Below are 21,083 nucleotides of genomic sequence, written 5' to 3'. Positions count from 1 at the left end.
CAGATCATCAGGTGATGACGTCGGGGCCATCGCGTCCGGTGCGCGCCTTGATCCCGGCCAGCGCGTCTGCGGCTGCGATGATGCCTGCCAAGGCCTCTTGCGGGTCCTGATCCAGCGCATCCGGCGCAGTTTCCAACTGCTCCAGATACACCCGCAGCGTCGCTCCATCGGTGCCAGTACCAGACAGGCGGAACACCACACGCCCGCCCCCTTCAAAATAGATGCGGATGCCTTGACCACGGGACGTGGAGCCATCGACCGGATCGTCATAGGAAAACTCGTCCGCGCCCGAGACCGTCAGCCCACCAGCACTCTGCCCAGCCAAATCACCCAAACGGGCGCGCAGATTGGCAATCAGATCATTCGCCGCCGCGCTGTCCACCGCCTCGTAATCATGGCGCGAATAGTAGTTGCGCCCATAGCTCGCCCAATGTGCCGCCATCAGATCAGATACGGACTTACCCGTGGCGGCCAGAATGTTCAGCCACAACAGAACGGCCCATAGACCGTCCTTCTCGCGCACATGGTTTGATCCGGTGCCCGCGCTTTCTTCACCACACAATGTCACCTTGTCCGCATCCAGCAGGTTGCCAAAGAACTTCCAACCGGTGGGTGTCTCGAAATGCGCCATGCCCTTGGCCTCGGCAACGCGATCTGCAGCGGCAGAGGTCGGCATGGACCGCGCCACCCCAGCCAGACCACCCGAATAGCCGGGTGCCAGATCGGCCTTGTCTGCCAGCAGCGCCAAACTATCCGACGGGCTGACATAGCACCGCCGTCCGACAATCATGTTGCGGTCCCCATCGCCATCCGACGCCGCGCCGAAATCAGGTGCATCCTTGGCATACATCACATCCATCAGCGCCTTGGCCCAGACCGGGTTCGGGTCAGGGTGCCCGCCACCAAAATCCGGGCTAGGGACGCCATTCATCACCGTGCCCGCAGGCGCGCCCAGACGCTTCTCAAGGATCTCATGCGCGTAAGGCCCTGTGACAGCGTGCATCGCGTCAAAACACATGCGGAAACCACGGCGAAACAGGGCCGCAATGGCATCGAAGTCAAACAGGCTCCCCATCAACTCGGCATAGTCGGCAACCGGGTCGACAATCTCGATCCGCATATCACCCAACTGGCTGTCGCCCAGCGCGTTCAGGTCCACCGCGCCGCCTTCAAGAATGTGATAGGCGTCAATCTCCGTCGTCCGGGCAAAGATCTTCTCGGTCACCCCTTCGGTCGCAGGACCACCGTTCGGACCGTTGTACTTTAGGCCAAAATCCGCATCCGGCCCGCCGGGATTGTGACTGGCTGACAGGATCAGCCCACCATCAGCGCCACGCTTGCGGATCAGGTGCGAGGCCGCGGGCGTGGACAACAGCCCGCCCTGCCCGACGATGCACTTGGCAGCGCCGTTGGCGGCGGCCATGCGCAGGATGGTCCCAATGGCAACGTCGTTGAAATACCGCCCGTCACCGCCGACAACCAAAGTCTTGCCCGCAATGCCCCCAACACCATCGAAAATGGCCTGCGTGTAATTCTCAAGATACCCCGGCCGCATGAACACCGCCGTCTTCTTGCGCAAGCCGCTGGTGCCGGGTTTCTGGCCGTCGATTGGCGCGGTCTGAATAGTCTGAATGTTCATGCTTCAATCTTTCTTTTCTGAAATGCAGATGCGCCAACGGGTCTGCCGCCAATAGGGCAGAGCTCAAGCGCAACGACGCTGTTCGGCGCAATGGTGACTGCCCCGGCGCGCACAGCCCCGCCCACTTGACCCGACGTGTCGATGACACGCTGCCAGCGGTGGCCCGGCAAGGCCTCGGGCAGTGTTGCCCGGGTTTTGCTGCCTGCATTGAACAGGATGTAAATGGCGCCAAGACGCGGCTCATAGGCGGGCGTGCCACGCGCCATGCGCATCTCGACCCCAAGGAATTTCAACTCGGGCCGTTGCCAATCCTCTTCCGCCATCGCGGTGCCGTCGGCCTTACGCCAGAATACGTCCGGCTTGCCATCGACGGCCCGCTTGCCCGCATGCAGGAACCGCTTCTGGCGCAGGATGGGGCTAGATTTGCGAAACGCGATGATCTGGCGACAGAAGGCCAGGAAATCCGGATCAGCCTCGTCCCAGTTGACCCAGCCAATCTCGTTGTCCTGACAATAGGCGTTGTTGTTGCCGCCTTGGCTATTGCCCAGCTCGTCGCCCGCCAAAATCATCGGCGTGCCCTGGCTCAGCATCAGGGTGGCCAGCATGTTGCGCCGCCGTTGGGCGCGCAGGGCCATGATTGCCGGGTCATCCGTCGGCCCCTCGACCCCGCAATTGTCCGAACAATTGTGATCATGCCCGTCGCGGTTGCCTTCGCCATTCGCGGCGTTGTGTTTTTCATTGTAGCTGACCGTGTCCATCAGCGTGAAACCGTCATGGGCGGTCACAAAGTTGATCGACGACGTGGCAGGCCGCCCGTCATGGTCAAAGCGCAGGGCAGATCCAGTCACATGCCCCGCCAGCTTGCGGGTGATGCAGGCATCCCCGCGCCAGAACTTGCGCACGTTGTCGCGATACTTGTCGTTCCACTCGGTAAAGGGCGACGGAAAGGCCCCCAGTTGGTAGCCGCCGGGTCCGACATCCCAAGGCTCCGCAATCATCTTGACCTTGTTCAACACCGGGTCTTGCCGGATCGCACGGCAGAACGGCCCGTCCCGGTCAAAGCCGCCCGAGGTGCGCGCAAGGGTCGAGGCAAGGTCAAAGCGGAACCCGTCCACATGCATGACCTCAACCCAATAGCGCAAGCTGTCCATCACCATGCGCAGAACAAAGGGATGATCCAGATCCAGCGTATTGCCGCAACCCGTATCGTTCACATAGTATCGCGGATCATCGGTCAGCCGGTAATAGCTCGCGTTGTCAAAACCCCGGAAAGACAGGGTGGGGCCGCGCTGATCACCCTCGGCAGTGTGGTTGTAAACCACGTCGAGGATCACCTCGATCCCGGCAGCGTGGAACCGCGCCACCATCTGCTGGAACTCGGAAATGTCGTGGTTGCTCAGATACTCCGGCTCGGGCGCAAAGAACCCGTAGGTCATGTAGCCCCAGTAGTTGCTCAGCCCCTTGTCCACAAGGAACCGGTCATCGACAGCGGCCTGCGCGGGCATCAACTCAATCGCCGTCACCCCCAGATCAGTCAGATGGTCCAGCATCTGGTCCGACGCCATGCCAAGGAACCGACCCGCATGGTTTACATCCTTGCGTTGCGCCGTCAGCCCTTTGACATGCGCCTCGTAGATCACCGTATCGGACCACGGTGTATCAAGGCGCAGGCGTTCGCTCCGCCCCCATGTAAACGCCGGATCGACCACAACAGACCGTGGCATGTATTCCGCGCTGTCACGGGTGTCGAAACTCAGGTCCTTGTCAGCATGCCCGATCTCGTAGCCGTAAAGCGCATCGTGCCACTGCACCTGCCCCGCCAACCGCTTGGCATAGGGGTCCATCAACAGCTTGTACGGGTTGAAGCGGTGACCTTCCTCGGGTGCATAAGGTCCATGGACGCGGTAGCCATATTGCTGACCGGGGCGCAGCCCAGCGATATAGCCGTGCCAGATATGGCCCTCGCGCTCGGCCAGATCGACAAGGTACACCTCGCGCCCCTGATCGTCACACAGGCACAACACCACGCGGGTCGCGTGCTGAGAAAACACGGCAAAGTTCACGCCTTCACCGTCGAACGTGGCCCCCAGAGGGTGCGGGCGGCCCGCGCTCAGTTGGAATGGTGTCATTCAGCAGCCTTCATCAGGTCGTCATACAGCGCGGCATAGGCCGCAACCGACGGCGCCCACCCCACGGGCTGCGCCATCGCGTTTCGCTGCATCTTTGACCACAGCTTGGGCGCGGCGAAAAGGTCGCAAAGCTGCATCAACGCGTTTGAGAGGGCGTCCGCCGTCACCGGATGAAACTGCAGGCCGGTCGCGACCTCTTTGGCCATGGTCGCGGGCGTGGCCGGGATCACCGTATCCGCCAACCCGCCGGTCAGCGCCACAACGGGCAAGGTGCCGTATTGCAGGCCATAAAGCTGGGTCAGCCCACAAGGCTCGAACCGCGACGGCACAAGAATCGCATCGCCGCCCGCCATCATCCTGTGCGACAACGCCTCGTCATATCCAATCCGCGCCGCAACATGCGGGTGGTCATACCCGGCAAACGCCTTCTCCAACGCCGGATCGCCAGAGCCCAACAGCGCCAACTGCCCGCCCCGGTCAAGCAGCGCAGGCAAGGCGTCCAAGAGCAGGTCCAGCCCCTTCTGCTCGGTCAGACGCGACACCACCACGCATAGCGGGCCCTCGGCCTCCGGCAACCCGAACTCGTCACGCAAAGCCACCTTGTTCGCAGCCTTCCCGCGCGGGGTCTTGTACTGATGAATGTGCGTATCGACCCCAGGCGACCAGACCTCCAGATCAATGCCGTTCAGAATGCCAGACAGGTCGGCCTTGCGGGTCTGCAACACGCCGTCCAACCCCATGCCAAACTCGGGCGTCATCAACTCGCGGGCATAGGTGGGGGACACGGTGGTTAGCCGATCGGCCCAGACCAGACCCGCCTTCAACGCCGAAATCTGCCCCCAGTATTCGACCCCCTCGCGTGCCTGATCGGCCTTGGCAATGCCCAGCGCCTTGGCGCGTGCCATCGGCACCAGCCCCTGAAAGGCAATGTTGTGGATGGTCAGGACGCTCGGCACTGAAATTCCGTCACGCTTCAGGTAGTAAGACACCAACCCCGCCTGCCAATCATGGCAATGCACCAGATCAGGTCGCCACTGCCCCAGTGTTCCACCCGCAATATCCGCCGCAACCCGGCTCAGCGCAGCAAAACGCTCGGGGTTGTCAGGCCAGTCCACGCCATCATCGTTCAGGTAAATCCCGGCACCCCGGTCAAACAGATGCGGCGCATCCAGCACAAACAGGCTCAGCCCCGCCGCCTTGCCCGACAAAAGCCGCCCCGCCCCACCAAAAAGACCACTTATTTCCGCAACGCATTGGGCACCCGTCAACGCCTTAATCACGGCCGGATACCCCGGCAACAACGTCCGCATCTCGACATCCAAAGGCGCCAATGCACCGGGCAAAGCCCCCGCCACGTCAGCCAGCCCGCCGGTCTTGACCAGCGGGGCACATTCAGACGCAACAGACAGAACCTTGATCATTGCGCGGCCTTCCATGCCTCCACCATATCCTTGGTGATCAGCGTAGTGCCCTTTTCCGACACGCGGAAGAACTTGGCATCCTCCACGGGGTCCTCGCCCACAACCAACCCGGTGGGAATCTCAACCCCCCGATCAATCACACATTTGCGCAACCGGGCTGACCGGTTGATGACCACATTGGGCAAAACAACCGAATGATCCAGCACGGCATAGGAATTGGTGTGGACCTGCGTGAACAGCAGCGAATTGCGCACCTCGGTCCCCGAGATGATGCAGCCGCCCGACACCATGGACGAGATCGCCACCCCGCGCCGGTCCTTCTCATCATGGATGAACTTCGCGGGTGGCACGCTTTCGGAATAGGTCCAGATGGGCCAGTTCTGATCCCACAAGTCCAGCTCGGGCGTGAAATCGGTCAGGTCGATATTCGCCTCCCAGAACGCATCAAGCGTCCCCACATCCCGCCAGTAACTCGGCGCGCCCTCGCCCCGGACACAAGAATCGTCAAAGCGATGCGCGACGGCCTTGCCGCCCTTCACGATCTCGGGGATCAGGTCATTGCCGAAATCATGGCTCGAATTCGGATCGGCGGCATCGGCAATCAGCAACTCGCGCAGATACTTCCAATTGAAAACGTAAATCCCCATCGACGCCAACGCCTTGGTCGGGTCCTCAGGCGTGCTGGGCGGATCGGCGGGCTTTTCCAGAAAGGACGTGATCTGGCTGTGCGCATCCACCGCCATCACACCAAAGGCGGACGCATCCGCGCGCGGAACGGTCAGGCAGCCGACTGTCACATCCGCGCCCTGCTCCACATGCTGGCGCAGCATGATCTCGTAATCCATCTTGTAGATGTGGTCACCTGCAAGGACAACGATGTATTCGATGCCATAACTATCAACGATATCAATGTTCTGAGTGACCGCGTCGGCGGTGCCACGATACCACATCTCCTCGGACACACGCTGTGAGGCAGGCAGAATATCCAGAAACTCGTTCCGCTCCGCCCGGAAAAAGTTCCAGCCGCGCTGGCAATGGCGGATCAACGAATGCGCCTTGTACTGCGTGGCCACGGCCATGCGGCGGATGCCGGAGTTGACCGCATTCGACAGGGCGAAATCGACGATCCGCGTCTTGCCACCGAAGTACACCGCAGGTTTCACCCGCCGGTCGGTCAATTCCTTCAACCGCGATCCGCGCCCGCCCGCCAGCACGAATGCCATCGACCTCTGGGACAGCCGTGTCATGTCCGCCATATCGTTTCCTCCCCTAATATTTGTGTCGGAACACCACCGTCGCCAAAGGCGGCACGGTAACATCCACGAAATCCGGCAGCCCGTCCCAGTCGCCACTCTGGCTTTGGACCGCACCACCATTGCCGCGGTCGCCACCACCATAGGCCGCCGCATCAGTGTTCAGAACCTCCTCCCAAAGGCCCGGAACCGGCACGCCAATGCGCCATTGACGCACGACCGGAGTGAAATTGCACACAACGACAACAGGCGCGTCACCGTCCTCGCCCCGCCGCACAAAAGCAGTCAGCGACTGATCAGGATCATTGGCGATCCATGCAAAACCCGACGGATCACAATCGCGCCGATGCAGCGCAGGCGTGTCGCGGTAAAGGTGGTTCAGATCGCGCACCAACGCCTGCAACCCGCGCTGCTGATCCCCATGCAGCGCATCCCAATCCAGAGCCGCATCGTGGTTCCATTCGGCCCACTGGCCAAACTCGCAACCCATGAACAACAGCTTCTTGCCGGGATGCCCCCACATGAACCCGTAATAGGCGCGCAGGTTGGCAAATTTCTCCCACTCGTTCCCCGGCATCTTGCCGATCATCGACCCCTTGCCATGCACCACCTCGTCATGGCTGATCGGCAGGACAAAGTTTTCCGAGAATGAATAATCAATCGGGGCAGTCATCAGGTGATGATCGTATTTGCGATGCACCGGGTCCTTTTCGATGTAACGCAGGGTGTCGTTCATCCACCCCATGTTCCACTTGTAACCAAAGCCCAAACCACCCGCGTCCACAGGCGTGGACACACCGGGAAAGGCCGTGCTTTCCTCGGCGACGGTCATGATCCCGTCCACTTCGCCATAGCAGAGGGTGTTCATCTCCTTGAGGAAATCGATGGCCTCGTAATTCTCGCGCCCGCCATCCTTGTTGGGCACCCATTCGCCGTCGGCGCGCGAGTAATCGCGGTAGAGCATCGACGCGACGGCATCCACGCGCAGCCCGTCGATATGGTATTCCTTGAACCAGTAAAGGGCGTTGGCGGTCAGGTGGTTCTTCACCTCGCGCCGCCCGTAATTGTAGATCAGCGTGTTCCAGTCCTGATGAAACCCCTCGCGCGGGTCGGCATGTTCGTACAGATGCGTGCCATCGAACTGCGCCAACCCATGGGCATCCGACGGGAAGTGGCCCGGCACCCAATCAAGGATCACGCCCAGCCCTGCCTTGTGCGCGGCTTCCACCAGATCGCGGAACTCATGCGGCGGACCAAAGCGGATCGTCGGGGCATACAGACCCAAAGGCTGATACCCCCACGACCCGTCAAAGGGAAACTCGCTGATCGGCAGAAACTCCAGATGGGTGAAGCCCATCCAGACGGCGTAATCGACAAGCTCCGTCGCCAGCTCGCGGTAGCTCAGCCGCCGCCCGTCCGCCGTGTGACGCCAAGACCCCAGATGCACCTCGTAAACCGAGATCGGCTTGTCCCGCTGTTGGGCGACACCGCGCTCCTCCATCCAGCCATCATCATCCCAGCCATAGCCCGAAATATCCCGCACGACCGAGGAGGTTTCGGGCGGATGCTGCGCCCCAAAGCCCACCGGATCGGCCTTGAGGAACGGCGCGCCGTCCTGTGGCGCGATCTCGTATTTATACAGATCACCATCACTCAGACCGGGCAGGAAAATCTCCCACACGCCGGTCTCGCCCACACGCCGCATCGGATGTCGGCGCCCGTCCCAGATATTGAAATCCCCCACGACAGACACGCGCGCCGCATTAGGTGCCCAGACAGCAAAATGCGTGCCTGCCACGCCATCCACGTCGGTCACATGCGCCCCGAGCGCCTGCCACAGCTGGCGGTGCGTGCCCTCGCCCATCAGGTGCTGATCCTTCTCCGTCAGGACAGGGCCAAAGCGATAGGGGTCCTCGAACGCCCATTCCGCCCCGTCCGCAAACGTGGCCGTCAAGCGATGCGCGGACTTGGAATTCGGCACCTGTGCCGCAAAAAGCGGCCCCTCAATGCGTTCCAGCGGAACCTTCTTGCGCCCCACCGTCGCCACAACGGCGGTCGCGTCCGGCACCAGAGCGACACACCATGCGAAGCGTCCGGTCTTGTGAACACCAAGCATGTCAAAGGGGCGGTCATGGCGCCCGCCAAGCAGCGCATCGACATCCCCTTGGGTCAAATGGGGCGGCAAACTGGTCGTGTCCGCCCCACCCATCAAGCGATGCGCCCGATCAGAAACCCGCTTCCACCCAGTGTCACGCGCGCGCCATCGACCTCAGCGGACTGGTCCAAAAGGGACGTCACCACATGGGGCACATCCACACTCACAGGATCAGGCGACAGGTTATACAGGCACATCATGTTCTCCCCCCGCATGAACCCTAGCACGGGTTCCGGCAGATCAAGAAACACCGTCTTGCCTGCCCGCAAATCGTCCGACCCGCGGCGCAAGGCCAGCATCTCGCGATAAAACGCAAGCACGCTATTCTCCCCCTGCGTCGACACGGCACGCGCAGCTTGCGGCTCCTTGACCGGCAGCCATGTGCGGTTGGCCTGTGAAAAGCCCGCATTGGGCGCATCAGCCTCCCACACCATCGGCGTCCGGCACCCGTCGCGCCCTGTCTTCTCGGGCCAAAAGTTGATGCCCTCGGGATCGGTCAACTCGTCAAAACTCAGAACAGTATCGACCTGCCCCAGCTCCTCACCCTGATAGATGCAGATAGACCCTTCGAAACTCAAAAGCAGCGCCGCCGCCTGCTTGGCCACGGCATCCTGATCCACCCCATGCTCCAGCCACCGGCCCACATGGCGCGGCACGTCATGGTTTGAAAACGCCCAGCAGGGCCAGCCTTCGGGTGCATCCCGAAAGAACGCCTCAATCCGCTCGCGAAAATGCTTGGGGCTGAAATCCGGCCCCAGCATTTCAAAGCTGTAGGCCATGTGCAGGCGCTGACCGGACGTGTACTGCCCCATGATGTCGATGGAATGATGGCTGTCGCCCACCTCACCCACCATGGTGCGATCATTGTATTCATCCAGAAGCGCGCGCAGCCGCTCCAAGAACGCGATGTTCTCGGGCCGGTTCTTGGAAAACAGCGTGTACTGCATCTCGAACGGGCGCACGGCCTCCTGCGCCCAGTCGGACGGGTTGGCCGCATTGTCGCGTAACAGATGGTCGTGGAAATAGAAGTTCACGGTATCGAGCCGGAAACCGTCGACCCCCCGATCCAGCCAGAAGCGGACGCAGTCCAGCAGGTAATCCTGCACCTCCCGGTTATGGAAATTCCAATCCGGCTGCTCTTTCAGGAAGTTGTGCATGTAGTACTGCCGACGACGTGCATCCCAGGTCCAGGCAGGACCACCAAAGATCGACAGCCAGTTGTTGGGCGGGGTGCCATCGGGGTTCGGATCGGCCCAGATGAACCAATCTGCCTTGGGGTTGTCGCGGCTCTGACGGCTCTCGGTGAACAAGGCATGCTGATCCGACGCGTGGCTCAGCACCTGATCAATGATGACCTTCAAACCAAGGCCATGCGCCTTTGCCACCATCTCGTCGAACTGCGCCAAGGTGCCAAAAGTCGGATCGATGTCGAGGTAGTCCGACACGTCATACCCCATGTCGGCCATAGGCGACGGAAACACCGGGCTCAACCAGATCGCATCGACGCCCAGGGACGCCACATGATCCAAGCGGTCCATGATGCCCTTGATATCCCCAATCCCATCCCCGTCCGCGTCCATGAAGGACCGGGGATAAATCTGATAGGTCACCGACCCGCGCCACCAGTCCTGTCCGTCTGCCATTGGTTCTGCCTTCGATTAGAGATGTGCATCACCATTCAAAGCGCTTTGACAGGCAACAGCAAGGCGAAAAACGATTGTTTCAAGTCGGGCGGAATGGGTGTCTGATCAGTGTGATCACATAATCGCTTAGCGGACCTTTGCCGCCGTTCGCCACTCTTGAAGATGTCTAGGGTATAAATTGCAAAAGATGCGCTTTGAACTGGAGGGAGGCCGATGCCAAGGTTTCGCGTTATTGAAGACTGGGATGCAGCATACGAAGACCCAATTGTGCTAAAGGCCGACGAAGAGTTTTGGCTGTCGGGCAAGACAGACAATTGGGATGGACATGTTTGGCTTTGGGCAAAAAACCAATCTGGTAAAGAAGGTTGGATACCAGACAACCTGGTAAGGAGAGTTGCTGGGAAAACCTACGCCATCGCCGACTTTTCGGCGATCGAACTAACGTGTCGCAAGGGCGAGGTCTTAGACGCCATTCATGAACTGAATGGATGGGTACTGTGCAGAGCGGCAAGCGGTTCAAGTGGTTGGGTGCCTGTCCGGAACCTCCAGGAACTATAGGCGCCGCACGGGGTACGGGGCTGCATTTTGAGCTCGAAAAGCCTTTTCCGGCAACTTCTTAAAACCACGCGCCCCAAGCCCGACCATTGCGCCCGCGCGCACCACAAGCTACCCAATTCCAAATGAAACCGATCCGCCTCATCAGCGGCTTTCTGACCGTCGGGGTCTGGACGCTGCTTTCCCGCATCTTGGGCTTCGTGCGCGAGATCATGATCCTGTCGCTGATCGGTCCCGGCCCGCTGATGGATGCCTTCGTCGCCGCCTTCCGCCTGCCCAACATGTTCCGCCGTTTCTTTGCCGAAGGGGCGTTCAACGCGGCCTTTGTTCCGATGTTCTCTTCAAAGCTCGAAGGGGACGAGGACGCGGCGCGCTTTGGCCGGGACGCTTTGAACGGACTGGCGTTGGTCACATTGATCCTGACTGCGCTCGCAATGATCTTCATGCCCGCGCTTGTGTGGGCCACCGCAGGCGGGTTCGGACAAGAACGGTTCGACCTTGCCACAGGCTTTGGTCGCATCGTCTTTCCCTACATCTTTTTCATGTCGCTCTCGGCGCTGTTTTCCGGCGTGCTGAACGCCACGGGTCGCTTCGCGGTCGCCGCAGCCGCGCCCGTCCTGCTGAACATCATGGTGATCGGCGCCATGACGCTCGCTTGGGCGACGGGCGGTACAGCGATCACCTGGCTGGTCTGGACCATCCCCCTTGCCGGCATCGCGCAACTGGCGCTGACATGGGGGGCGGCGGCTCAGGCAGGCTTCGCCCTGCGCCTCGGGCGCCCCCGCTGGACACCGGACATGAGCCTGATGGTGCGCACCGCGATACCCGCAGCGCTGGCCACCGGTGTGATGCAGGTGAACCTTGTCGTCGGCCAGCTTGTCGCCTCGACCTATGACAACGCGGTCAGTTGGTTGTTCGCCGCTGACCGGCTCTATCAACTGCCGCTTGGGGTCGTGGGCATTGCCGTCGGCATCGTGTTGCTGCCGGACCTGTCCCGCAGGCTCAAGGCAGATGACAATGATGGCGCACGCACCGCCTATTCCCGCGCAACCGAATTTTCCATGGCGCTGACCCTGCCCAGCGCAGTGGCGCTGGTGGTGATCCCCCTGCCGCTTACATCGGTCCTGTTTCAACGCGGGGCTACAGGCGCGGACGACGCCGCCGCTATTGCCGTGGCCGTCGCCATCTATGGTGCGGGCCTTCCCGCCTTCGTACTGCAAAAGGTGCTGCAACCCCAATACTTCGCCCGGGGCGACACCAAGCGGCCCTTCCACTTCGCACTTGTGGCAATGGTCATCAATGCCGCCATCGCCGTCGGTTTGTCCCCCACGATCGGTTGGATCGCACCTGCTGTTGCCACGACGGTGGCGGGCTGGGCCATGCTGGGCCTGCTCTACATCGGTCTGCGCGGCATGGGGGACGTTGTGCGGGTCGATACCCGCTATCGCCAGCGCCTGCCGCGTATCATCATTGCATCGCTGGTGATGGGGATCGTTCTGGGGGTCTTTGCCAGCCTTCTGAAGCCCGCGCTTGGCACGGACGGGGTACGCTACATCGCGCTACTGGCGCTGATCACGCTGGGGGCAGGCAGCTATTTCGGCGTGGCCCACGCCATCGGTGCGCTGAAGCTGTCGGACATTCGGGGGGCCGTACGGCGCAGCTAGCGGCGGCGCAGGGTTGTCAGCACGCGCGCCCAACCGCCTGGCATTACAAAAGCAGTTAGGGCAAAGCCCGCGCAAAACCCCGACAGCTCCGCCACCCAGGCATAACCGACCTGAAAGAACATGCCGAACAGCAGCTGCAAGCCCATCAACACCCCGATCAGGGTAAAGGCACGCGCCTGCGGCCCACCGGTCGCGGCCAGCTTCTGCCACAGCAGAAAGGTGAAAACACCGATCAGACCGTAAACCGAAGGATAGGCTCCGATCAGCCACGCCTGATCCGTAAGCAGGCCAAAGACAAGCGCACCAAAGACACCGCACAGGACAAACAGTAGGATAACCGCCCAGCCGCCCATCACCTCGCCCACCATCTTGCCCATGGCCAGCAGGATGACTCCGGCAAACAGGGTCGAGGTAAAGGTGCCATGCACAAAGGGATAGGTCAGGAACCGCAGCAAATGCTCGGGCAACAGGATGCCGTTGCTCAGCATGTAATCGAACGCCTCACCTGAAAAGCTGTAGTCATTCAAGGCTTGCAACCGCCACCCAACCGCCCCTGGTCCACCGATCAGGTTCGCTTCACCCAGCGAAAACGCCAGCTCGGGCAAGGCCACCGCCAGAAAAAGCAGCCAAACGGCCGGAGGCAATGGGTTGACGGGGCTTGGATCATGATGCTCGGACATAGGGGCCTGCCTGCTTGAACTTTGTTTTAGCCATGGGTAAGCCAACCATGCAAATTTGCCCAGAGGTAAGCCGATGTCAGACAGCCAATTCACACCTCGCGTGTTCTCGGGCATGCAGCCTTCGGGCGGCCTGACGCTGGGCAACTACCTCGGCGCGCTCAAACGCTATGTCGAGATGCAGAACGAAGGCACGTACGAGACGGTCTATTGCATGGTCGACCTGCACGCGATCACGGTTTGGCAGGACCCCGCCGAACTGGCGGCCAAGACCCGCGAACTGGCCGCCGCATACATCGCGGCAGGCGTGGACCCCGAACGGTCCATCCTCATCAACCAGTCCCAGGTCCCTGAACACGCCCAGCTTGGCTGGGTCTTCAACTGCGTGGCCCGCATGGGCTGGATGCAACGCATGACGCAGTTCAAGGACAAGGCAGGCAAGAACGCCCAGAACGCTTCGCTTGGTCTCTTCGGCTACCCGGCCCTAATGGCGGCAGACATCCTGATCTACCACGCCACCCATGTGCCCGTGGGCGACGACCAAAAGCAGCACCTTGAACTGACGCGCGACATCGCCGCCAAGTTCAACCACGACTACGGCGTCGATTTCTTCCCCCTCACCGAGCCGGTGATCAAAGGGGCGGCCACACGTGTAATGAGCCTGCGGGACGGGTCCAAGAAGATGTCGAAATCCGATCCCTCGGACGCCTCCCGCATCAACATGACGGACGACGCTGACACGATTGCCAAAAAAATCCGCAAGGCCAAGACAGACCCCGAGGCTCTGCCCTCAGAGTACAAAGGGCTCGACGACCGCCCCGAGGCACGCAACCTCGTGAACATCTACGCCGCTCTGGCCGACATGAGCGTCGAGCAGGTGCTGACCGATCACGGCGGCGCCCAATTCGGCACATTCAAACCGGCGCTGGCAGAACTCGCGGTCGAAAAACTCAGTCCCATCGCGTCCGAGATGACGCGGCTGATGGGTGACGTCACCGAGATCGACAGGTTGCTGGCCCACGGCGCAGAACAAGCGCGCGAGATCACGCAACCGATCCTAAAGAAAACCTACGAGATCGTGGGGATGGTCGGAAGCTGACAGAACCGCATCAACGGTGCGAAATGTCCGCAGTGCGGGACTTAGCTGCCATTCGCCGCATTTGCGCCAACGTCTGCTTGATGACGCTTCCCTATCGAGCGCTACCATCGAAGAACACTTTGGAATCAGCGCGGTGCATCGTCGCATCACTATCGAAAGCCCCCTATTGGTTTGCGCTGCGGACGACTGGATCAAGAAAATTGCCGCTGGGCCACTGATGCGTTAAGATGAAGTGCCTCGGGAGGAGCGATTAAATGCCGATCGCGGACGGCTTTTTTGCACGTACTGTGCTTAAGTTCAGGTTCAGTCGGGCGGCCCACTTCATCGCGCTTACAAAGCCAAGAGTCATGTCGCTTGCGATCTTCACGGCACTTGTCGGCATGGCTTTGGCCTCGGGGGATTTATCTTTTGGCAGAGCTGTCATTTCGATTTCGGCGATCGCAATAGGTGCCGGCGCCGCCGGGGCGCTGAACATGTGGTATGACGCACCCATTGACGCAAAGATGGCACGGACTTCGAACCGGCCTTTGCCAGCTGGGGTGGTTTCGTCCACCGAAGCGCTCGTTTTCGGTATGGGACTCGCCACGATCTCCGTCATCGTGCTCGGCTTCTACGCCAACCCGCTTTCCGCAGGTCTGCTGGCGGCAACAATCATCTTTTACAGCGTCTTTTATACGATGTGGCTCAAGTTCGTTACTCCGCAAAACATCGTGATTGGTGGTGCTGCGGGCGCTTTGCCGCCGGTGATCGGATGGACCGCAATTTCGGGTTCGCTGGACTGGGAACCATGGCTGCTGTTTCTGATCATTTTCCTTTGGACGCCGCCACACTTTTGGGCTCTCGCCCTGCTCAAGTCGACCGATTATGCGGCCGCCCGGATACCGATGCTACCTGTCGTGGCGGGTGAGGCTGCGACCAAAAGACAGATTTTTGCCTACACTATTGTGCTTTCCCCCATTGGTGCTGCACCGTCGTTCGTGGGCATGGCGGGACCATTGTACGGCATACTTGCAACAGCGTTGGGCATTGAATTTCTGCGCCGCGCGTGGCTGCTCCTTCGAACACCGATTGATGTATCGCGCGCGCCGGCAAAGTCACTTTTTGTCTTCTCGATCATTTACCTTTACGCCGTCTTCACCGCACTCCTTGTCGACGCAGCCGTCCGGTGGCTGTTGCGGTCCGGAGGCATTTGAAGAGGAGACTGACGCCTCTGAACTGTTGATCCGATCGGCCCGCCTCAGGGCCCGGAGAAAACGGATATCCGGGTTGAAAGGGTGTAGTCCGACTCGAAAGTCATGACCGCAAGGAAGGCCAACACGGCCAACGGCGGCAGCAGGATAGCATAGGCAAGGGCCAGACGTTCCCACGCTATGTGCATGAAAACGGCGACGATCAGACCCGCCTTCAAGAGCATGAAGACAATAATCAAGGACCAGCGCAGCAGCCCCTGCAAGCCAACATAGTCGACAAAGTAAGAGAAAGCGCTGAGAACGAAGAGCAGCCCCCAAACAAGGAAGTAGAGTTTGAGAGGATGTTGCTGCCCCTCGACGTGAGCTGTTGGTGGCTTAAGCGTTGTCGTGTCTGTCATGACCGTTCCTTACCAAAGATAGAAAAACGCAAAGATGAAGACCCAAACCAAATCAACGAAGTGCCAATAGAGCCCCATGATCTCGACCGCCTCATAGTCGCCGGCGTCCGATTTTAGCCACGTTCGGCCGGGCCGGTCGAACTCACCTCGCCAGATCTTGGTCGCGATGATGATCAGGAACAGCACGCCAATCGAAACGTGTGTACCGTGAAAACCGGTTATCATGAAAAAACTGGCGCCGAACTGTTCTGCACCGAAGGGGTTGCCCCAGGGGCGGACACCTTCCTGGATCAGCTTCGTCCATTCGAAAACCTGCATGCCGACAAAGGTCGCGCCCAGAAGTGCAGTAAGATACATGAGCCCGGCTGTCGCCTTGCGTGCGCGGGCATAACCGCACCTCACGGCCATCGCCATTGTCCCGCTTGATGAAATCAGCACGAAAGTCATGATCGCAATCAGAAGAAGTGGCAGGTCCGCGCCGCCCACATGCAATGAAAACACTTCGCTGGTATTGGGCCAGTCAGATTTGGTGGACATGCGGGCCGACATGTACCCGATCAGAAAGATGCTGAAGACAAACGTATCGCTTAGCAGAAAAATCCACATCATCGCCTTGCCCCAAGACACCCGCTTGAACGTGCGCTGGTCAGAGCTCCAGTCCCGTACAAACCCGTCGAGGCCTTCTGGGCGGTCCGTTTGCAGAGTGCTCTCAGCCATAGTGTTCCCTCACGTTAGAATGGTGCGACAGATGTCGAGCAACTGGTTGGCCAGTCCCATGAATAGAAGCAGCAGCCCAATCCACACGACCAGAAGGAAGTCCCAATATGTGGCACAAAGACCCACGTTAAGTTTGGTCCGGTCTGGGTCGCCTCCACTGCGCGCTATCAACACACCAAGTGCGAGGATGCCGCCGAGGATATGCAGTCCATGCAGACCGCTCAGCATGTAGAAGAAGCTTGCTGCGGGGCCGGACGTGAGGCCATCTCCCACCACCTGCAACTCTCGCCACGCGAGGAGTTGTCCAACCAAAAAACCGCCGGTCGCCAATCCGGCAATGGTCGTGTCCCGCGTTAGCCGACGCGTATCGCTGCGACGCGTCGCCAGCCGCAGGAAAATGCTTGCCACCACCAACAGGGCGGTATTGATCCAGACAACCGGTGGCAGGGTCAACGAGGGCCAGATTTCCAGATCCATCCGCATGATAAACGCGCTGCCGAAAAGGGCGAAAAGCGATCCGATCACAACAAGGAACACGCCAAGCCCGAGACGCTCGACTGGAAAGCCGGACCTGCCTGCCGCTTCCTCCATGGGGCCTGTTTCAAGCCAGGGCTTGGACATCACACCTTGTTGGAGCAGCCACCAGAATGCCAGCGCAATGATCGTTACCAAAAAGGCGAGTATGACGGTCATGTTGGTGCCGTTTGCTGCACCCACGGATCGTCCTGCGCAATGAAATCTTCTGGTGCGCCGGGCACGCTGTAGTCGTAGGCCCAGCGATACACGACGGGAAGGTCATCAGCCCAGTTGCCGTGGCGCGGAGGTGTTTGCGGTGTCTGCCATTCAAGTGATGCTGCACGCCAGGGATTGCCACCAGCGTCCCGACCGTTACGTGCGCTCCATGCAATATTGAACAGAAACAGGATTTGCGCTGCGCCGACGATGAAGGCGGCAATGCTGATGAATGCGTTCAGCCCGTCCACTGGCGTCGTGATGAATGCTGGATCACCAATCTCGGGGTAGCGCCGTGGCACACCGACCAGACCAACGTAATGCATCGGGAAAAAGATCGCGTAGGTTCCGATAAATGTGACCCAGAAATGTATTTGCCCCATGGCCTCGTTCAACATGCGACCGGTCATCAGGGGGTGCCAGTGATAAATTGCGCCAAAAATGACCATCAGCGGCGCAACCCCCATCACCATATGAAAGTGCGCGACGACAAACATGGTGTCAGACAGCGGCACATCAACCACCACATTTCCGAGGAAGAGACCAGTAAGACCGCCGTTGACAAAAGTGACCACGAAACTGAGGGCAAAGAGCATGGGCAATGTCAGATGAATGTCACCGCGCCAAAGCGTTAACAGCCAATTGTAGACCTTGATCGCAGTTGGCACCGCGATGATCAGCGTCGTCGTTGCGAAGAAGAAACCGAAATACGGATGCATCCCCGAGACATACATGTGATGCGCCCAGACGATGAAGGACAGTGCACCGATGATAACGATGGCCCAGACCATCATCCGGTATCCGAACACATTCTTACGAGCATGTACACTGATCAAGTCCGACACGATACCAAAGGCCGGGAGTGCCACGATGTAGACTTCGGGGTGGCCGAAGAACCAGAACAGATGCTGGAACACGATCGGGCTACCGCCTCCGTAAGACAGCTGCTCACCCATTTCGACAAGCGTTGGCATAAAGAAACTTGTGCCAAGCAGGCGGTCGAACAACATCATCACACAAGCAACAAACAAAGCCGGGAATGCGAGCAATGCCATGACCGTCGCGGTGAAGATGCCCCAAACTGTCAGCGGCATCCGCATCAAGGTCATGCCACGGGTCCGTGCCTGAAGAACTGTCACGACGTAGTTCAGACCGCCCATCGTGAAGCCGATAATAAAGAGGATCAGTGAAAGCAGCATCAGAATGATGCCTGCATCCTGTCCACCCGGTGTCCCGCTCAGGATCGCCTGTGGTGGGTAAAGCGTCCAGCCCGCCCCCGTGGGCCCGCCGGGCACAAAGAAACTCGCGACCAGCACCAGAACGGCCAAAAGGTAAACCCAGTAGCTCAGCATGTTCACGAAAGGGAACACCATGTCACGGGCCCCGACCATTAGCGGGATCAGGTAGTTGCCAAAGCCGCCAAGAAAGATCGCGGTCAGCAAGTAGATCACCATGATCATCCCATGCATGGTGATGAACTGATAATAGGCCTCGGCCGAGAATGAAAAAACGTCCGGAAACCCCAGTTGCAGGCGCACCAGCCAGGACAGGACCAAGGCCACCAACCCTATCGCGATCGCAGTGGCTGAGTACTGGATTGCGATGTATTTCGCATCTTGCGAGAACACCCACCGCCCGATCCACGTGTGCGGATGCGGTGGATGGACGTCCGGCACTTCTGCCGGCGGGACCTGTTCATCGGGCCGATAGGGGATATTGGCCATTTATGCTCCTCCTAGCCGAAACGGCTTGGCTTGTCGGGCGGCGGAGCAACTTTGAAAGTTTCTATTGTTCAGGGTCGCTGCTCGCGGTCCTAACCCTTCTTTCCTCCCAAAGCTCTGCAAAGGTTCGCTGCTCCTGCAGCCAGGCTTGATAATCTGTCTCCTCTTGGATTTGCACGAAGCCGCGCATGTGGCCGTGACCGACACCGCACAGTTCTGCACATAAAACCTCGAACTCACCGATCCGCGTCGGCGTGAACCAGAAGTAGGTGACCATCCCGGGCACCATATCCATCTTGGCGCGAAACTCGGGCACGTAGAAATTGTGAAGAACATCGACCGACCGAAGAACCATCTTCACCGGTTTCCCAATCGGAAGGTACAAATCGTCTGATTCAATGATGATATCGTCCTGCCCAAAGCGGTCGAATGGACTGATCCCAAGAGGATTATCCGGACCGACCAAAGCTGCATCCGACGTCCCCAGACGGCCATCCTCACCAGGCAAGCGAAAACTCCACGACCATTGCTGCGCAAAAACTTCAACTTCAGTGGCATCATCCGGAACGGTCACAAACTGCTTCCAGACGACAAGGCCCGGGGCCAGCATCGCGGCCACTCCCAACCCTGTGACCACGGTCAGCCAAATTTCCAGTCGCCTGTTTTCCGGCTCGAACGCGGCGACCCGCCCCGGTTCGTGACGAAACCGCCAAACACAATACGCCATGAATAGGATGACGGCCGTGAATACAAACCCGGTGATCCAGAAGGTGATAACGAGGGTCGCGTCGATATATCCCCAGTTTGACGCAATAGGGGTCCACCACCATGGGCTAAGCAGGTGGAACAGGATTGATCCTACAACTACGACAACCAGAGCGATTACGACGACCATGACGCGCCTTTCCTCGGCTCAACCGCGCACAGGCACAGAAGCCATCTGTCGCGACTGTTGCGCCAAATTGTATCACAAATCGTGAATTTGGGGTACCTCAGATGTAAGGCGCTGAAATAAATGAGAAAAGGTGCGTCGTGTTGAGGCGTTCGCGGCCATATTGACGATGCGTGCCAACCTTCCTAGATGAACTTCCAAAGCTCACCATTGGGCGGTTTTCCTGAGCGTTCAGCCTATTGGGCTACCGCCCGTCGATATAGGTGCCATGTCGCATGTCCGAGGATCGGGAAAGCGAAGATAAGCCCAAGGAACAATGGTATCGTCCCTATGGCAAGGAATGTCGCGACAATAAGCCCCCATACCGCCACGGTCACCGGGTTCTTTCGCGTCAGTTCCAACGACGTCGCGATTGCGACGGGGACACCAACATGGCGGTGCAATGCCAGCGGTATCGAGACAACGGTCATTGCAAGCGTAGCTGCCGCAAAGACAAACCCCACTGCGCAACCGACGATCAGCATCGTCCACCCAGGACCGGTCGTGAAGACATCCACAAAGAACGTCCTTGCGGAAGCAGGTGTCTCTGGCCCCAAGGTCAAGGTAAAGATCAGATAAGCTGTCAACATCCAGGCTATGAACATTAACACCAGACCAAGACCTATCGTGAGCACGGCTGCTATGGCCGGTGATCCCATTACACCAAGAGCGGCGCGAAAGCCTGCCGGCTCTCCTTTTTCTCGGCAACGGCTCATCTCGTATAGACCGACGGCGGCAATCGGTCCCAGCAACGCAAAACCTGACATCAGCGGGAACAGCAAAGGCAGTAGTTCGCGCTGGAAGGCGAAGGCTGCAAGGCAGAGCCCGACAATGGGATAGAGAATAACGATGAAAAGCACATCCGTGCGAAGCGCCCCAAAGTCTTCCGCTCCTTTCCTGAGCGCAATCCGTAGATCTTCGATGCTGATCTGATTCACTGTTGGGTGTGCTTGCGGATCACCACCAATTTCATGAGCCGCATCCTGAGTATAGTGTGAAGCATCGCCGAGAACGTGCAGCACCCAAGAAAGGGGATTTCCGATTGTTTTGATTGGCTTCACCATTTGCAGACCCCCCTCTCGAGAGTAGGTAGGCGCCGACCGATCAAATCGTACGCCGGTCGAACACCGGTTACTTACATGATACCATGATGCGACCG

17 protein-coding genes are annotated in these 21,083 nt (G+C 59.4%); 4 read left to right on the top strand and 13 right to left on the bottom strand.

The features are described 5' to 3' along the window. Window positions 1-7: 7 nt before the first annotated feature. Genes Q1A51_RS20525 through Q1A51_RS20500 form a run of 6 tightly spaced genes read right to left on the bottom strand, consistent with a single transcriptional unit; the run spans window position 8 to window position 10,240 of the window. Window positions 8-1,639, bottom strand: a complete 1,632-nt coding sequence (locus Q1A51_RS20525) for an alpha-D-glucose phosphate-specific phosphoglucomutase (RefSeq protein WP_299601849.1) — start codon at window positions 1,637-1,639, stop codon at window positions 8-10. Continuing rightward, a complete protein-coding gene (gene glgX / locus Q1A51_RS20520; protein ID WP_299601846.1) occupies window positions 1,636-3,768 on the bottom strand; it encodes a glycogen debranching protein GlgX in 2,133 nt (710 codons plus the stop codon). The genes Q1A51_RS20525 and glgX overlap by 4 nt, the downstream gene beginning before the upstream one ends. Beyond that, complete coding sequence (gene glgA, locus Q1A51_RS20515; protein WP_299601842.1) at window positions 3,765-5,204, bottom strand: glycogen synthase GlgA; 1,440 nt, start codon at window positions 5,202-5,204, stop codon at window positions 3,765-3,767. Before glgA ends, glgX begins: the two co-directional genes overlap by 4 nt. Next, window positions 5,186-6,436 (bottom strand): glucose-1-phosphate adenylyltransferase, encoded by a 1,251-nt coding sequence (gene glgC, locus Q1A51_RS20510; RefSeq protein WP_299602799.1) that lies wholly within the window; start codon window positions 6,434-6,436, stop codon window positions 5,186-5,188. The genes glgA and glgC overlap by 19 nt, the downstream gene beginning before the upstream one ends. 22 nt (window positions 6,437-6,458) lie before the next feature. Continuing rightward, window positions 6,459-8,651 carry a 1,4-alpha-glucan branching protein GlgB gene (gene glgB, locus Q1A51_RS20505; RefSeq protein ID WP_299601839.1) on the bottom strand — a complete coding sequence of 731 codons (2,193 nt, stop codon included), beginning with the start codon at window positions 8,649-8,651 and terminating at the stop codon, window positions 6,459-6,461. Further along, window positions 8,651-10,240 carry an alpha-amylase family glycosyl hydrolase gene (locus Q1A51_RS20500; protein WP_299601836.1) on the bottom strand — a complete coding sequence of 530 codons (1,590 nt, stop codon included), beginning with the start codon at window positions 10,238-10,240 and terminating at the stop codon, window positions 8,651-8,653. Before Q1A51_RS20500 ends, glgB begins: the two co-directional genes overlap by 1 nt. Window positions 10,241-10,453: 213 nt before the next feature. On the opposite strand from Q1A51_RS20500, the gene Q1A51_RS20495 reads away from it, so the two are divergent. Both Q1A51_RS20495 and murJ read left to right on the top strand, forming a co-directional pair. Next, the gene (locus Q1A51_RS20495) at window positions 10,454-10,798 is read left to right on the top strand and encodes an SH3 domain-containing protein (protein WP_299601833.1); all 345 of its coding nucleotides are present in this window, start codon (window positions 10,454-10,456) and stop codon (window positions 10,796-10,798) included. 122 nt (window positions 10,799-10,920) lie between these two features. Next, the gene (murJ, locus tag Q1A51_RS20490; protein ID WP_299601830.1) at window positions 10,921-12,459 is read left to right on the top strand and encodes a murein biosynthesis integral membrane protein MurJ; all 1,539 of its coding nucleotides are present in this window, start codon (window positions 10,921-10,923) and stop codon (window positions 12,457-12,459) included. On the opposite strand, the gene Q1A51_RS20485 is transcribed toward murJ, so the two are convergent. Beyond that, window positions 12,456-13,139: a rhomboid family intramembrane serine protease gene (locus tag Q1A51_RS20485; RefSeq protein ID WP_299208355.1), complete on the bottom strand. Its 684-nt coding sequence runs from the start codon at window positions 13,137-13,139 to the stop codon at window positions 12,456-12,458. The genes murJ and Q1A51_RS20485 overlap by 4 nt on opposite strands. 73 nt (window positions 13,140-13,212) lie before the next feature. Between Q1A51_RS20485 and trpS the strand changes: the two genes are divergently transcribed. Further along, complete coding sequence (trpS, locus tag Q1A51_RS20480; RefSeq protein WP_299601826.1) at window positions 13,213-14,235, top strand: tryptophan--tRNA ligase; 1,023 nt, start codon at window positions 13,213-13,215, stop codon at window positions 14,233-14,235. Window positions 14,236-14,489: 254 nt separating this feature from the next. Beyond that, window positions 14,490-15,428, top strand: coding sequence for a heme o synthase (locus tag Q1A51_RS20475; RefSeq protein WP_299601822.1), 939 nt, complete (start codon window positions 14,490-14,492; stop codon window positions 15,426-15,428). Window positions 15,429-15,472: 44 nt separating this feature from the next. On the opposite strand, the gene Q1A51_RS20470 is transcribed toward Q1A51_RS20475, so the two are convergent. The 6 genes from Q1A51_RS20470 to Q1A51_RS20445 all read right to left on the bottom strand — a co-directional run bounded on the left by Q1A51_RS20470 (window position 15,473) and on the right by Q1A51_RS20445 (window position 20,988). Continuing rightward, window positions 15,473-15,823, bottom strand: a complete 351-nt coding sequence (locus tag Q1A51_RS20470; RefSeq protein WP_299601819.1) for a cytochrome C oxidase subunit IV family protein — start codon at window positions 15,821-15,823, stop codon at window positions 15,473-15,475. A 9-nt stretch (window positions 15,824-15,832) separates the two neighbouring features. Continuing rightward, window positions 15,833-16,540, bottom strand: coding sequence for a heme-copper oxidase subunit III family protein (locus Q1A51_RS20465; protein ID WP_299601816.1), 708 nt, complete (start codon window positions 16,538-16,540; stop codon window positions 15,833-15,835). Window positions 16,541-16,549: 9 nt separating this feature from the next. Further along, the gene (locus tag Q1A51_RS20460) at window positions 16,550-17,233 is read right to left on the bottom strand and encodes a hypothetical protein (RefSeq protein WP_299601813.1); all 684 of its coding nucleotides are present in this window, start codon (window positions 17,231-17,233) and stop codon (window positions 16,550-16,552) included. Further along, window positions 17,230-18,996, bottom strand: a complete 1,767-nt coding sequence (locus tag Q1A51_RS20455; RefSeq protein ID WP_299601810.1) for a cbb3-type cytochrome c oxidase subunit I — start codon at window positions 18,994-18,996, stop codon at window positions 17,230-17,232. Before Q1A51_RS20455 ends, Q1A51_RS20460 begins: the two co-directional genes overlap by 4 nt. Before the next feature lie 61 nt (window positions 18,997-19,057). Next, window positions 19,058-19,888 (bottom strand): cytochrome c oxidase subunit II, encoded by an 831-nt coding sequence (locus Q1A51_RS20450; protein ID WP_299601807.1) that lies wholly within the window; start codon window positions 19,886-19,888, stop codon window positions 19,058-19,060. A gap of 233 nt (window positions 19,889-20,121) precedes the next feature. Further along, window positions 20,122-20,988, bottom strand: a complete 867-nt coding sequence (locus Q1A51_RS20445) for a DUF2189 domain-containing protein (protein WP_299601804.1) — start codon at window positions 20,986-20,988, stop codon at window positions 20,122-20,124. Window positions 20,989-21,083: the final 95 nt, after the last annotated feature.

This window comes from uncultured Tateyamaria sp. (assembly GCF_947496075.1).
Classification (GTDB): domain Bacteria; phylum Pseudomonadota; class Alphaproteobacteria; order Rhodobacterales; family Rhodobacteraceae; genus Tateyamaria.
The sequence above is the reverse complement of the archived record's forward strand: the minus strand, read 5'-3'. Positions and strand labels throughout refer to the sequence as shown.